At 64.2% G+C, this 13809-nt stretch carries 15 protein-coding genes; all 15 read right to left on the bottom strand.

The annotated features are described in order from the left end of the window. Nucleotides 1-2: 2 nt before the first annotated feature. Complete coding sequence (locus A6723_RS18780; RefSeq protein WP_054910521.1) at nucleotides 3-551, bottom strand: adenine phosphoribosyltransferase; 549 nt, start codon at nucleotides 549-551, stop codon at nucleotides 3-5. A 115-nt stretch (nucleotides 552-666) separates the two neighbouring features. Beyond that, nucleotides 667-1401: a transcriptional regulator Anr gene (anr, locus tag A6723_RS18785; RefSeq protein ID WP_024763934.1), complete on the bottom strand. Its 735-nt coding sequence runs from the start codon at nucleotides 1399-1401 to the stop codon at nucleotides 667-669. 257 nt (nucleotides 1402-1658) lie between these two features. Next, nucleotides 1659-3041, bottom strand: a complete 1383-nt coding sequence (gene hemN, locus A6723_RS18790; RefSeq protein WP_054910520.1) for an oxygen-independent coproporphyrinogen III oxidase — start codon at nucleotides 3039-3041, stop codon at nucleotides 1659-1661. 72 nt (nucleotides 3042-3113) lie between these two features. Then, nucleotides 3114-3839 (bottom strand): sulfite exporter TauE/SafE family protein, encoded by a 726-nt coding sequence (locus A6723_RS18795; RefSeq protein ID WP_054910519.1) that lies wholly within the window; start codon nucleotides 3837-3839, stop codon nucleotides 3114-3116. After that, nucleotides 3832-4053 (bottom strand): cbb3-type cytochrome oxidase assembly protein CcoS, encoded by a 222-nt coding sequence (gene ccoS, locus A6723_RS18800; protein ID WP_024763937.1) that lies wholly within the window; start codon nucleotides 4051-4053, stop codon nucleotides 3832-3834. Before ccoS ends, A6723_RS18795 begins: the two co-directional genes overlap by 8 nt. 1 nt (nucleotide 4054) lies before the next feature. Then, on the bottom strand, nucleotides 4055-6532 hold the full coding sequence (locus A6723_RS18805; RefSeq protein ID WP_054910518.1) for a heavy metal translocating P-type ATPase: 2478 nt from the start codon (nucleotides 6530-6532) through the stop codon (nucleotides 4055-4057). Further along, nucleotides 6529-7074 carry a FixH family protein gene (locus A6723_RS18810; RefSeq protein WP_054910517.1) on the bottom strand — a complete coding sequence of 182 codons (546 nt, stop codon included), beginning with the start codon at nucleotides 7072-7074 and terminating at the stop codon, nucleotides 6529-6531. The genes A6723_RS18805 and A6723_RS18810 overlap by 4 nt, the downstream gene beginning before the upstream one ends. A gap of 129 nt (nucleotides 7075-7203) precedes the next feature. Then, nucleotides 7204-8619 carry a cytochrome c oxidase accessory protein CcoG gene (gene ccoG, locus A6723_RS18815; RefSeq protein ID WP_054910516.1) on the bottom strand — a complete coding sequence of 472 codons (1416 nt, stop codon included), beginning with the start codon at nucleotides 8617-8619 and terminating at the stop codon, nucleotides 7204-7206. A 211-nt stretch (nucleotides 8620-8830) separates the two neighbouring features. Next, nucleotides 8831-9796 carry a cytochrome-c oxidase, cbb3-type subunit III gene (ccoP, locus tag A6723_RS18820; RefSeq protein WP_054910515.1) on the bottom strand — a complete coding sequence of 322 codons (966 nt, stop codon included), beginning with the start codon at nucleotides 9794-9796 and terminating at the stop codon, nucleotides 8831-8833. Continuing rightward, the gene (locus tag A6723_RS18825) at nucleotides 9793-9984 is read right to left on the bottom strand and encodes a CcoQ/FixQ family Cbb3-type cytochrome c oxidase assembly chaperone (protein WP_024763940.1); all 192 of its coding nucleotides are present in this window, start codon (nucleotides 9982-9984) and stop codon (nucleotides 9793-9795) included. The genes ccoP (A6723_RS18820) and A6723_RS18825 overlap by 4 nt, the downstream gene beginning before the upstream one ends. A 5-nt stretch (nucleotides 9985-9989) precedes the next feature. Then, complete coding sequence (ccoO, locus tag A6723_RS18830) at nucleotides 9990-10598, bottom strand: cytochrome-c oxidase, cbb3-type subunit II (RefSeq protein ID WP_064979841.1); 609 nt, start codon at nucleotides 10596-10598, stop codon at nucleotides 9990-9992. After that, complete coding sequence (gene ccoN / locus A6723_RS18835) at nucleotides 10598-12040, bottom strand: cytochrome-c oxidase, cbb3-type subunit I (RefSeq protein WP_064979842.1); 1443 nt, start codon at nucleotides 12038-12040, stop codon at nucleotides 10598-10600. Before ccoN ends, ccoO begins: the two co-directional genes overlap by 1 nt. 342 nt (nucleotides 12041-12382) lie before the next feature. Then, nucleotides 12383-13306 (bottom strand): cytochrome-c oxidase, cbb3-type subunit III, encoded by a 924-nt coding sequence (gene ccoP, locus A6723_RS18840; protein WP_054910514.1) that lies wholly within the window; start codon nucleotides 13304-13306, stop codon nucleotides 12383-12385. Beyond that, nucleotides 13303-13494, bottom strand: coding sequence for a CcoQ/FixQ family Cbb3-type cytochrome c oxidase assembly chaperone (locus A6723_RS18845; RefSeq protein ID WP_054910537.1), 192 nt, complete (start codon nucleotides 13492-13494; stop codon nucleotides 13303-13305). Before A6723_RS18845 ends, ccoP (A6723_RS18840) begins: the two co-directional genes overlap by 4 nt. A 5-nt stretch (nucleotides 13495-13499) precedes the next feature. Continuing rightward, nucleotides 13500-13809 (bottom strand): cbb3-type cytochrome c oxidase subunit II (locus A6723_RS18850; protein ID WP_175405563.1); only part of this gene is annotated, 310 nt, incomplete at its 5' end.

The following is a 13809-nucleotide window of genomic DNA, read 5'->3' on the forward strand; positions in this document are numbered from 1 at the left end:
GATCAGGCTTCGTCGAGGGCGAAGGCGCTCAGGCTGTAGGTAGGAATCTGTGCGTCGTTGAGCTTGGTCGAACCGCCCAATTCCGGCAGGTCAATGATCGCAGCGGCTTCGAACACGCTGGCGCCCATGCGGCGTACCAGTTGGGCCGCGGCCAGCAGGGTGCCGCCGGTGGCGATCAGGTCATCGAAGATCAGCACGCTGTCGCCTTCGCACAGGCTGTCGGCGTGGACTTCCAGCAGGGCTTCGCCGTACTCGGTCTCGTAGGCCTGGGCCAGTACGTCCGCCGGCAGCTTGCCGCGCTTGCGGAACAGCACCAGGGGCTTGTTCAGTTCATAGGCGATGATCGAACCGATCAGGAAGCCGCGCGCATCCATGGCGCCGATGTGGGTGAAGTCTGCCTCGACGTAGCGCTGGATGAAGCTGTCGGCGACGAAGCGCAGGGCTCGCGGCGACTGGAACAGCGGGGTGATGTCGCGGAACATGACGCCGGGCTTGGGAAAGTCGGGAACGGCACGGATCACGGACTTCAGGTCGAGTTGGTTGAGGATCATGCTGGATGTGCACCTGATGCGGTTTTTGCAGAGGCCAAAGTATAACGGGCCCGCCGATTGGCGAGCCCGTTTTCGATGACCGGAAAGTCAACCGGACGGTCAGCTTCCAGGTAGATCAGCTTTCCAGTTGGCCACCTGCCAGTGCGCACAGCTCGATGGAGTCGAGGATGTGCACTTCCTTGCCTTCGGCGGCGATCAGGCCGTTCTGCTGGAAGCGGGTGAACACGCGGGAGACGGTTTCCACCGCCAGGCCCAGGTAGTTGCCGATCTCATTGCGCGACATGGCGAGGCGGAACTGCTGGGCCGAGAAGCCACGGGCGCGGAAGCGCGCGGAGAGGTTCACCAGGAAGGTGGCGATGCGCTCGTCGGCGGTCTTCTTCGACAGCAGCATCATCATCTGCTGGTCATCGCGGATTTCCCGGCTCATCACCCGCAGCAGCTGGCGGCGCAGTTGCGGCAGCTGCTCGGAGAGTTCGTCCAGGCGTTCGAAGGGGATTTCGCACACCGAGGTGGTTTCCAGCGCCTGGGCCGATACCGGGTAGCTCTCGGTGTCCATGCCGGACAGGCCGACCAGCTCGCTGGGCAGGTGGAAGCCGGTGATCTGCTCTTCGCCGCCGTCGGTGATGCTGAAGGTCTTCAGCGCGCCGGAACGCACGGCGAAGACGGAGCCGAAGGCATCGCCCTGGCGGAACAGGAACTCGCCTTTCTTCAGGGGGCGGCCGCGTTTGACGATCTCATCGAGGGCGTCCATGTCGCTGTGGTTCAGCGACAGGGGCAGGCAGAGGGGAGCCAGGCTGCAATCCTTGCAGTGCGCTTGTGGCAATGCGCGCACTTTGATGGTTTCGGCCATGAGTGTTCCTTCAGTGGGATGGCACACAAAAACCAAGGGTACCGCAGACGGCAAGTCGCGCGCCAGTTGGCGACCTGTCTGAATCGCTGGTTCCAGCGACGGGGATGAGGGTTTTCGGGGTGTGTGTCGGGGCTCGAATCCTTTCGAAAAGTGCTGGGGCAGGGCTGTTCCTACACCCTGGGATGGCGGACATATCCTGTATCAATGGGTGCGACAGTTGGTCCCGCACCGTCGGTCGTCCGCGCGGAACTCACGAGTCAGATGACCCGCGAGAAGCGTTGCAGGTTCTGCATCGGCAGGTAGCGGTCGAACAGCATGCACAGCGAGCGGACCAACAGCCGACCGGAAGCGCTGACGTCGATGCCGCGCGGGCCGAGGGTGATCAGGCCGTCGCGGGCGAAACGTTCGAGATCGTCCCAGATTTCCGCGAAGTAGCCGCGGAAGTCGATGTTGTAGAGGTCCTCGATGCCCTCGAAGTCCAACTGGAAATGGCAGATCAGTTGCTGGATCACGGCGCGGCGGATGAGGTCGTCCTTGTTGCAGTGCAATCCGCGGCGAGTGGCGAGTTGGCCCTGGTCGAGGGTGTTCTGGTAGTCGGCGATGTCATTGCTGTTCTGGCAGTAGAGATCGCCGATCTGGCTGATCGAGGAAACTCCCAGACCAACGAGGTCACAGTGACCGTGGGTGGTGTAGCCCTGGAAGTTGCGCTGCAGGGTGCCATCTTCCTGGGCCATCGCCAGTTCGTCGTCCGGCAGGGCGAAGTGGTCCATGCCGATATAGCGGTAGCCGGCCGCTTCGAGCTGCTCGGTGGTGCGCTGCAGCATTTCCAGCTTCTGCCCGGGGGAGGGCAGGTCTTCGGCCAGGATCCGGCGTTGTGGCGGGAAACGTTCGGGAAGGTGCGCGTAGTTGAACACGGACAGCCGGTTGGGTTGCAGGGCAATGACCTGCTCGACGGTGCGGGCGAAGGTGTCCGGGGTCTGTCTGGGCAGGCCGTAGATCAGGTCGATGTTGATCGAGCGGAATTGCAGTGTGCGCGCCGCATCGATGATGGCGCGGGTCTCGTCGAGGCTCTGCAGGCGGTTGATGGCCTGTTGCACCTCCAGGTTGAAGTCCTGCACGCCAATGCTGGCGCGGTTGAAGCCCAGCTCGCGGAGCAGGCCCATGGTCGACCAGTCGGCCTCGCGGGGGTCGATCTCGATGCCGTAGTCGCCGAAATCACCCTCGACGAAGTGGAAGTGGGTGCGCAGTTGCGCCATCAGTTCACGCAGCTGGCCGGGGCTCAGGAAGGTCGGGGTACCTCCGCCGAAATGCAGCTGCTCGACTTGCTGCTGGCGACCCAGGTGACGGCTGACGATCTCGATTTCATGGATGAGACGGGCGAGGTAGGGGGCGCTGCGGCCACGATCCTTGGTGATGACCTTGTTGCAGGCGCAGTAGTAGCAGATGTTCGCGCAGAACGGGACGTGCACGTAGAGCGAGAGCGGCCGTTGCGCTTTCTGGCTATCGCGCAGCGCGTGCAGCAGGTCGAAGGGTCCGACTCCTTCGTGGAACTGCACGGCTGTGGGATAGGAGGTGTAGCGCGGGCCGGACAGATCGTATCGGCGTATCAGATCTGCGTCCCAGCGAATATTGTCGAGCATGCCGATGTTCCCCGGTGGCGAGCTTTTCCTGCGCAGTCTAGGGAGAGTCGGGTAGAGGCCTGTTGACCTGTATCAAGCGGCTTTGTGGTGGGGAATAGCGGTGCTGGCGTGCATCTCGTGGCCCATGATCCAGGCCTGGTGCGGGCCGGGCAGGGTCCACAGGCCGAAGAGAATTACCAGGATGCCGCCGGCCATGCGCACGCTGCGCTTGCGCAGCAGGGTGGTGATGCGCTCGGCGGCGAGCCCTGTCGCCAGCAGCACCGGCCAGGTGCCGAGGCCGAAGGCGAGCATCAGCAGCGCACTGTCGATGGCCGAGCCCTGGCTGGTGGCCCAGAGCAGGGTGCTGTAGACCAGCCCGCAGGGCAGCCAGCCCCACAGCGCGCCGAGCAGCAGTGCGCGTGGCACCGTGGCAACTGGCAGCAGGCGGCTGGCGAAGGGCTGGATGTGCTTCCACAGGCCGCGGCCCAGGGCTTCGATACGAGTCAGGCCACTCCACCAGCCGGCCAGGTAGAGGCCCATGGCGATTAGCAGCAGGCCGGCGATCACCCGCAACGCTGCGGCGAATGGCGTGCGCGCCACGGCCCAGCCGGCCAGGCCGAGCAACAGGCCGGCGCAGGCGTAGCTGAGGATGCGTCCGAGGTTGTAGGCCAGCAGCAGACGCAGGCGACGTCCGCGTTGCTCCGGCGGGATGGCCATGGTCAGCGCGCCCATCAGGCCGCCACACATGCCCAGGCAGTGACCGCCGCCGAGCAGGCCAAGAATCAGCGCGGACGCCAGTAGCGGCGCCAGTTCAGGCATCGCGCTTGTCCTGCTTCTGGCTGCTGTGCGAGGCGTCGCCCTCGGCTTCGTCGATGCCGGCCTGGTGCTTGGGGTCTTCGTCGTCGAACAGGATGCTGTGGGCCGGCCCGTCCATGTCGTCGTACTGGCCGCTGTTCACTGCCCAGAAGAAGATCGCGATGCAGATGCCGACGATCACCACGGCAACCGGAATCATTATGTAGAGAGCGGGCATTTCAACTCCGTGGCAGCGCCTGCGCCGCTTGTGGGGCGGCTGGCAGGGCGGTTGTCGCTATCGGGGCGCCGGCGCCCTTGGGCAGCCGGGTCAGGCGCAGGGCGTTAAGTACCACGGTCAGCGAGCTGATCGACATGCCCACCGCAGCCCACACCGGCGTGATCCAGCCGAGGGCAGCAAAGGGCAACATCAGTCCATTGTACAGCCCCGCCCAGACCAGGTTCTCGATGATGACCCGACGGGTGCGGCGGGCGAGGCTGAAAGCCTGTACCACGCTGTCCAGACGGTTGGACAACAGCACGGCGTCGGCGCTGGTCTTGGCCAGGTCGGTGGCCGAGCCCATGGCGACACTGATGTCGGCAGCGGCCAGCACCGGCACGTCGTTCACGCCGTCGCCCAGCATCAGCACGCGGTGGCCTTGCTGGTGCAGCTGACGCAGGACTTCGAGCTTGTCATCCGGGCGCAAGCCGCCACGGCAATCGTCGATGCCCAGTTCGGCGGCGACCCGGCCGACCATCGGTGAGCTGTCGCCGGAGAGCAGCAGGGTTCGCCAGCCGCGGGCGCGGCAGGCGTCCAGCAGGTCGGCGGCGTCTTCGCGGATGCGATCGTCCAGCACCAGCCAGGCGAGGGCGCCGCTGTCATCGCCCAGCAGCAGCCACTGGCCGGGTTCCTGCGGATGCTGGGGCGCGTCGCTGCCGCTCAGGGCGCAGACGAAGGACGGCTCGCCGATGCGCAGGCGGCGTTCGCCGACCAGGCCTTCCAGGCCCAGGCCGGGGTGGCTCTCGACATTCTCGGCGGGCTGCGGTGCGCGGCCGAAAGCTCGGGCGATAGGGTGTTCGGAACGGTTCTCCAGCGCGGCAGCCAGTGCCAGGCAGGTGTCGCTGTCCAGCGCACCCAGCGGCCGGACTGCGCGCAGTGTCAGGCGGCCCTCGGTAAGCGTGCCGGTCTTGTCGAAGATCACCGTATCAATGTGGTTCAGGCCTTCGAGCACATGGCCGCGAGTTACCAGCAGGCCGAGCTTGTGCAGGCTCCCGGTGGCGGCGGTGAGCGCAGTGGGCGTGGCCAGCGACAAGGCGCAGGGGCAGGTCGCCACCAGCATCGCCAGGACGACCCAGAAGGCGCGGGAGGCATCGTGTTGCCACCAGAACAGGCCGACCACGGCGGCCAGCACCAGCAGGGCGATGAGGAACCATTGCGCGGCCTTGTCGGCGAGTTCCGCGAGGCGCGGTTTGTCCGACTGGGCGCGTTCGAGCAGACGGACGATGGCCGAGAGGCGGCTGTCGCCGCCCAGTGCCTTGACCTGTACGGTCAGCGGGCCTTCGACGTTGAGGGTGCCGCCGGTGACGCTGTCGCCGCTCTGGCGCGGCTGCGGCAAGTATTCGCCGGTGAGCAGGGATTCGTCGACGCTGGACTGGCCGTCGAGGATCAGGCCGTCGGCCGGGATTACTGCGCCGGGCTGCACCAGTACGCGGTCGCCCACGTTCAATTCGCTGAGCAGTACGCGGCTGCTCTGGCCGCTGTCGTCCAGGCGCAGGCAGGAGGCGGGCAACAGGTTGACCAGTTGCGCGGTGGCCGCGGCGGTCCGTTCGCGGGCGCGGCGTTCGAGGTAGCGGCCGGCGAGCAGGAACAGGGCGAACATGCCGACGGCGTCGAAGTACAGGTCGCCGTGGCCGGTGACGGCGGTCCAGATGCCGGCCAGGTAGGCGCCGCCGATGGCCAGGGATACCGAGACATCCATGGTCAGGTGGCGGGTGCGCAGGTCGCGCACGGCGCCACGGAAGAATGGCTGGCAGGAGTAGAAGACGATGGGCGTGGTGAGGAACATCGCCACCCAGCGCAGGATTTCGTGCAGTTCGGGACTCAGGTCGATGTTGAATTCCGGCCAGGTGGCCATGGTCGCCATCATTGCCTGGAACCACAGCAGGCCGGCGACGCCCAGCTGGCGCAGGGACTTGCGGTTCTCCTGGTGCAACTGTTCGGCGGCGCGGTCCGGCTGGAAGGGGTGCGCGGCGTAACCAATACGGCGCAGTTCGGCAAGCAGCTCGCTCAGCGGCAGCTCGCTGTCGGACCAGCGCACATGCAGACGGTGGTTGGACAGGTTGAGACCAGCCTCGGCAACGGCGGGCAGGCCCTTGAGGTGTTTCTCGATCAACCAGCCGCAGGCGGCGCAGCTGATGCCCTCCATGATCAGGGTGGTCTCGGCGAGATCGCCCTGATGCTGGACGAAGGGCTGCTGAACGTCGGGGCGGTCGAACAGCTTCAGCTCGTCGACGAGCTGTTCGGGCAGGGCGTCAGGGTTGGGGGCGGCTTCGGTGCGGTGGCGGTAATAGCCTTCCAGGCCGCCGGCAACGATAGCCTCGGCCACGGCCTGGCAACCCGGGCAGCAGAATTCGCGGGTTTCGCCGAGTACTGGCGCAGTGAAGCGGCTGCCGGGCGGGACCGGCAGCGCGCAGTGGTAACAGAGCAGCGCGGCGCTCATGGGCGCTCGGCTTCATCTCCGCTGAGGGGCTCGTCGCCGAGGTCGAAGGTAGCGCCGGGAGCGACCTTTTCTTCCTCGAACAGACGCCAGGTCTTGCCGTTCTCCTCGCCGAGCAGCTCGACGAAGCGGCGACCCTTCACGGCGGCATCCAGGCTGGCGGTGTAGCGGCCGGGCTCGGCGGGGCTGGCGCGCAGTTCCAGGTGCTTGTCCTGGGATTCCAGGGTGGGGGAGAGCAGGTTCAGGGTGAGCGTGGCCGGACGGCTGTCGCCCGTGAGGCGCAGGTCCACTTCGCCGGTCAGCTCGTCGAAGCTGATCTTGGCCTGCAGCTTGAGCTGCTGGGCGAGGTGCTCGCGGTCAAGGGAGCGGTTGATGCCCTTGCCGGCTTCGTAATAGTTGTCGCTGACCAGGGAGTCCTGGTTATTCACGGCGATGTTGACCATCGTCAGGCTGAGGAAGATCGAGGTGCCCAGCATGGCGATGATGATCCACGGCCAGAGGTGCTTGTACCAGGGTTCCACGGGTGTCTTCATGGCCGATTGCATGCTCTTTGATCTCTCGCTGGCAGCGCCTTGCGGGGCGCCGCCCGGTGAAGGGGCGGGCGAATTCTACGTCCTTGGATCGCTACTGGCACCCCATGCGCAACATGGGGTGCCAATTCGTTCAGCATTGGTTCAACGAACGCGCGGACCGATGAAGCGACTGGTGGATTCCTTGCTGATGGACGGGTCGTCCACCGACTGGATGGTGAAGCTGATCTCGTTGGTGGTGGAGGGCAGCTTCTCCGGGTCGATGGAGAGTTCCACCGGCATGCTGAAGATGTCCCCGGCCGCGACCGAGATTTCCTTCTTGCCTTCCAGGATCAGGCCATCCATGCCTTTGGCGCTGAGTACGTAGGTGTGGTCCTTCTGGTCCTTGTTCATGACCTTGAGGCTGTACACGTTCTCGATGCGGCCTTCGGCGTTCTCGCGGTAGAGCACGCGGTCCTTGCTGACGTCGAAGCCCACCAGCGGGCGCAGGAAGATGGCGGTGATCAGCAGGCCGATCATGATGCACAGGGCGATGGCGTAGCCGATCAGGCGCGGGCGCACCAGATGGGTTTTCTGCCCGGACAGGTTGTGCTCGGTGGTGTAGCTGATCAGGCCACGCGGGTAGTTCATCTTGTCCATGATGCTGTCGCAGGCGTCGATGCAGGCGGCGCAGCCGATGCACTCGATCTGCAGGCCGTCACGGATGTCGATGCCGGTCGGGCAGACCTGCACGCACATGGTGCAGTCGATGCAGTCGCCCAGACCCTGGGCCTTGTAGTCGGCGCCTTTCTTGCGCGGGCCGCGGCTCTCGCCGCGACGCGGATCGTAGGAAACGATCAGAGTGTCCTTGTCGAACATCACGCTCTGGAAGCGCGCGTACGGGCACATGTAGATGCACACCTGCTCGCGCAGCCAGCCGGCGTTGCCGTAGGTGGCGAGGGTGAAGAAGCCGACCCAGAAGTAGGCCCAGCCATCTGCCTCGCCGGTCACCAGTTCCATCAGCAGTTCGCGGATGGGGGCGAAGTAGCCGACGAAAGTCAGGCCGGTGACCAGGCCGATCAGCAGCCAGAGGCTGTGCTTGGCGATCTTGCGCAGCAGCTTGTTGCCGCTGAAGCTGGCCTTGTCGAGCTTCATGCGCTGGTTGCGGTCACCCTCGGTGACTTTCTCGCACCACATGAAGATCCAGGTCCACACGCTCTGCGGGCAGGTGTAGCCGCACCAGACGCGACCGGCGAACACGGTGATGAAGAACAGGCCGAACGCACTGATGATCAGCAGCCCGGAGAGAAGGATGAAGTCCTGCGGCCAGAAGGTCGCGCCGAAGATGTAGAACTTGCGCTCGGGCAGGTCCCAGAGAACCGCTTGGCGACCGTTCCAGGTCAGCCACACGGTGCCGAAATAGAGAAGGAAGAGGAGGGCGCCTCCGGCCATGCGGAGGTTGCGGAAGAACCCGGTAAAGGCTCGGGTGTAGATCTTTTCCCGGGAGGCATAAAGGTCGACGCTTTCACCCTTGCCCTTGGTAGGCGGAGTGACGTCCTGGACCGGAATCTGTTTGCTCATCAGTGCATTCCACGGCAGCGGGAGGGCGCCCTGTCGATACATGCCGAGAGGGTCAGAAATATGCTTGCACGCCTAACAATGATACGGCGTGGTGGGTGTTGCAACGGTGCGACAGTTGGTCGCGCAAGGAATTATGGACCCAGAAATAGAGCGGCGCCGGTATGGAAACCGGCGCCGCTGGGTGTCGCTATGGGGTGTAGGAAAGGGAGGCTTATTCGGCGCTCTTCTCACCTTCGCCGTGCGACAGGCTGTACACGTAGGCAGCGAGCAGGTGGACCTGGTCTTTGCCCAGACGCTCCAGCTGAGCCGGCATCTGGCCTTGGCGGCCGTAGCGGATGGTCTGCTGCAGTTGGGCGAAGCTCGAGCCGTAGATGAACGCGGCCGGGTGGGTCAGGTTCGGTGCGCCCATGGCCGCAGTGCCTTTGCCTTCAGCGCCGTGGCAAGCCACGCAGTTGGTGGCGAAGATCTTCTGGCCGTTGGCGACCTGCTCGTCAGTCACGCCTTCGGGCAGCTTGCGGCCGTCCAGCTTGGTGGTGACGAAGGCTGCTACATCATGAACGCCGGCATCGCCGATGACTTCGCCCCAGGCCGGCATGGCCGCGTGGCGACCGCCTTCGATGGTGGCGATGATGTCCTTCGGCTCGCCGCCCCAGCGCCAGTCGGCGTCGGTCAGGTTCGGGAAGCCGTGGGCGCCCTTGGCGTCGGAACCGTGGCAGACGGAGCAGTTGGAAGCGAACAGGCGGTTACCCATTTTCAGGGCCTGCTCGTCCTTGGCCACATCCTCGATCGGCATGGCGCCGAACTTGGCGTACAGCGGGCCGTACTTCTCATCGGCCTTGGCCATTTCCTTTTCCCACTGGTGCACACCGGTCCAGCCTTTTTCGCCGTTGGCGAATTCGGCCTTATCCTGATAGCCCGGCAGCAGGCCTTTCCAGTTACCCAGGCCCGGATACAGGGCCAGGTAGGCGAGGGCGAAGATGAAGGTGGCCACGAACAGCATGAACCACCACTTCGGCAGCGGGTTGTCGTACTCCTCGATGCCGTCGAAGGCATGGCCGACGGTCTCGTCGGTGGCTTCGTTGCGCTGACCGCGACGGGTGGCGAACAGCAGCCACGCCAGGGCGAAGATGGTGCCCAGGGTAAGTACGGTGACGTACAGACTCCAGAAGGTTGTCATTCTTTGTTGCTCCTAGAAGCTTGCTCTTGCTCGACGTGCTTTTTGGCGACCGGGTCATCCGCGAAGGGCAGCAGGGCGTCTTCGTCGAAGCGCTCCTTGCGTTTGCCACCGTAGGCCCAGAGCAGGACGCCGACGAAGGCGACCATCACTACTACAGTGCCGATACCGCGAATGGTCCCGATATCCATCACTGTCACCGTTTGCTCTTGATGATGGTGCCGAGGCCTTGCAGGTAGGCGACCACAGCGTCCATCTCGGTCTTGCCTTTGACGGCATCACGAGCACCGGCGATGTCTTCGTCGGTGTAGGGCACGCCCAGCGTACGCAGGGCTTCCATTTTCTTCGCGGTGTCCTTGCCGTCGAGCTTGTTCTCCACCAGCCAGGGGTAGGAGGGCATCTTCGATTCCGGCACCACGTTGCGCGGGTTGTAGAGATGCGCGCGGTGCCAATCGTCGGAGTAGCGGCCGCCGACGCGGGCCAGGTCCGGGCCGGTACGCTTGGAGCCCCACAGGAACGGGTGGTCCCAGACGCTTTCRCCGGCGACGGARTAGTGGCCGTAGCGCTCGGTCTCGGCGCGGAACGGRCGGAYCATCTGCGAGTGGCAGCCTACGCAGCCTTCGCGGATGTAGATGTCACGGCCTTCGAGCTCCAGCGCGGTGCGCGGCTTCATGCCTTCGACCGGCTTGTTGGTGACGTCCTGGAAGAACAGCGGAACGATCTGGGTCAGACCGCCGATGCTCACCGCAATGACCATGAAGAAGGCCAGAAGGCCGATGTTCTTCTCGACTACTTCGTGCTTCATCAGTGAGCTCCTACAGCGGGGATCTGGGCAGCGGCATCGGCGTCAGCCTGTTTGAAGCCACGCACAGTACGGAAGGTGTTGTAGGCCATCAGCAGCATGCCGGAAGCGAAGAATGCACCGCCCAGCGCACGGACGATGAAGCCCGGGTGGCTGGCCTGCAGGGCTTCCACGAAGGAGTAGGTGAGGGTGCCGTCGGCGTTGATCGCGCGCCACATCAGGCCCTGGGTGATGCCGTTGACCCACATGGAGGCGATGTACAGMACGGTRCCGATGGTRGCCAGCCAGAAGTGGGYGTTGATCAGGCCYACGCTGTGCATCTGCTCGCGGCCGAAGACCTTCGGAATCAGGTGGTACAGGGAGCCGATGGAGATCATCGCTACCCAGCCCAGAGCGCCGGCGTGTACGTGGCCGATGGTCCAGTCGGTGTAGTGSGASAGGGMGTTGACGGTCTTGATGGCCATCATCGGGCCTTCGAAGGTGGACATGCCGTAGAAGGCCAGGGAAACCACCAGGAAGCGCAGGATCGGGTCGGTGCGCAGCTTATGCCAGGCGCCGGAGAGGGTCATCATGCCGTTGATCATGCCGCCCCAGCTCGGAGCCAGCAGGATCAGGGACATCACCATGCCCAGMGACTGSGCCCAGTCMGGCAGMGCGGTGTAGTGCAGGTGGTGCGGGCCGGCCCAGATGTASASGGYGATCAGCGCCCAGAAGTGSACGATGGACAGGCGATAGGARTAGAYCGGRCGCTCGGCCTGCTTCGGAACGAAGTAGTACATCATSCCSAGGAAGCCGGYGGTCAGGAAGAAGCCCACGGCGTTGTGGCCGTACCACCACTGGATCATGGCGTCGGTGGCACCGGCGTAGACCGAGTAGGACTTGAACCAGGTGACCGGCAGTTCCGCGCTGTTGACGATGTGCAGCATGGCGGTGACGAGGATGAATGCGCCGTAGAACCAGTTGCCCACGTAGATGTGCTTGGTCTTGCGCTTCATCACGGTGCCGAAGAACACCAGTGCGTAGGTTACCCAGACGATGGCCAGCAGGATGTCGATCGGCCATTCCAGCTCGGCGTACTCCTTGGAGGAGGTGTAGCCCAGCGGCAGGGTGATGCCGGCCAGCACGATCACCGCTTGCCAACCCCAGAAGGTGAAGGCTGCGAGGCTGTCGGAGACCAGGCGGGTCTGACAGGTGCGCTGTACGACGTAGTAGGAAGTTGCGAAGAGAGCACAGCCGCCGAAGGCGAAGATCACCAGGTTGGTGTGCAGCGGACGCAGTCGGCCGAAGCTGGTCCAGGGCAGGTCCAGGTTCAACTGGGGCCAAACCAACTGTGAGGCGATGTAAACACCAACCCCCATTCCAAGTATCCCCCAGACCACCGTCATGATGGCGAACTGGCGGACGACCTTATAGTTATAAGCAGTCGGACTGATTGCTGTGCTCATTCTAAGGTTCCACGGTTTTTGGATTTTATGGACAAAAAAACGGCGGCAAGTATGGAGAAAGCAGGTGGCCATTGCAACGCGCCGGGCCTTGGCGCGAAGCCGGTTTGACGCCTGCTCCGGAGCGCTTTGCGCCGCTGTTTGCCGCTCGTTTCGGCTCGCTCGTACCAACCTGGGAAGTGGGTCAGGTTAGTCGTATAGCAGGTTTGCGAATGGAATTGAGCTTAGACGTGAACCGGAAGGGTGTGAAGAAAGGAGATAGAGAGGGTGCGACACTTCGTCGCGATATTGCGGAGGTAAGAAACTCGCGCCCGTTTTAGCAGGCGCGAGTTGGGGGCGGGGAGTTTACTTCGCCTGGCCGGAAATGTTGTAGATGTAACCGGCAAGAATGTGCACTTTGTCTTTGCCCAGGTACTGCTCCTGCGCCGGCATCTGGCCCTGGCGGCCGTGACGGATGGTCTGCTGCAGTTGCGCGTAGCTGGAACCGTAGATGAAGGCGCCCGGGTGAGTCAGGTCAGGCGCGCCCATCAGCGGATTGCCCTTGCCTTCCGGACCGTGGCAGGCAACGCAGGTGGTGGCGAACAGCTTGCCGCCGTTGTCGACGTTGTCCGCGGTCACGCCTTCGGGCAGCTTGCGGCCGTCCAGGTTGGCGGTGACGAAGGCCGCCACGTCCTGCACACCCTTGTCGCCCAGTACTTCACCCCAGGCCGGCATGGCGGCATGGCGGCCACCGAGGATGGTGGTCTGGATGTCCTGGGCGGTGCCGCCCCAGCGCCAGTCGCTGTCGGTCAGGTTCGGGAAGCCTGCTGCGCCCTTCGCATCGGAGCCGTGGCAGATGGAGCAGTAGGTGGCGAAGAGGCGCTCGCCCATTTTCATGGCTTGCGGGTCCTTGGCGACTTCTTCCACCGACATGGCCGCGTATTTGGCGAAGATCGGGCCGTATTTTTCCTTGGCCAGGGCTTCTTCACGCTCCCATTGCTTGTCTTGCGTCCAGCCGCCGTCGTAGCCCGGCAGAACGCCTTTCCAGTTGCCCAGGCCCGGGTAGAGCACCAGGTAGCCGGCGGCGAAGACGATGGTGCCGACGAACAGCAGGAACCACCACTTGGGCAGCGGGTTGTCGTACTCCTCGATGCCGTCGAAGGCGTGGCCCATGGTCTGGTCGGTGGTGTTCGAGGACTGCCCGCTACGGGTGGCGAATACCAGCCACAGCAGGGCGATCAGCGAGCCGACTGTTAAAACGGTGATGTACAGACTCCAGAAGGTAGTCATGCGTTGTTGCTCCTAGAAGCTTGCTCTTTCTCAGCGTGCTGCTTGGCTACCGGGTCATCCGCGAAAGGCAGCAGCGCGTCCTCGTCGAAGCGCTCCTTGCGTTTGCCGCCGTAAGCCCAGAGCAGTACGCCGACGAAGGCAACCATCACGATGACGGTGCCGAGGCCGCGAATGGTCCCGATATCCAAGGTTGTCACCGCTTGTTCTTGATGGAGGTGCCGAGGACCTGCAGGTACGCGACTACCGCGTCCATTTCGGTCTTCCCTTTGACGGCGTCGCTGGCGCCAGCGATGTCGTCGTCCGTGTAGGGCACGCCCATGACACGCATCACTTCCAGTTTCTTCGCCGTGTCCTTGCCGTCGAGCTTGTTCTCGACCAGCCAGGGGTAGGCCGGCATCTTCGACTCCGGGACGACGTTGCGCGGGTTGTACAGGTGCGCGCGGTGCCAGTCGTCGGAGTAGCGGCCGCCGACGCGGGCCAGGTCCGGGCCGGTACGCTTGGAG

It is taken from the genome of Pseudomonas sp. AU11447 (genome assembly GCF_001672555.2).
GTDB lineage: Bacteria > Pseudomonadota > Gammaproteobacteria > Pseudomonadales > Pseudomonadaceae > Pseudomonas > Pseudomonas nitroreducens.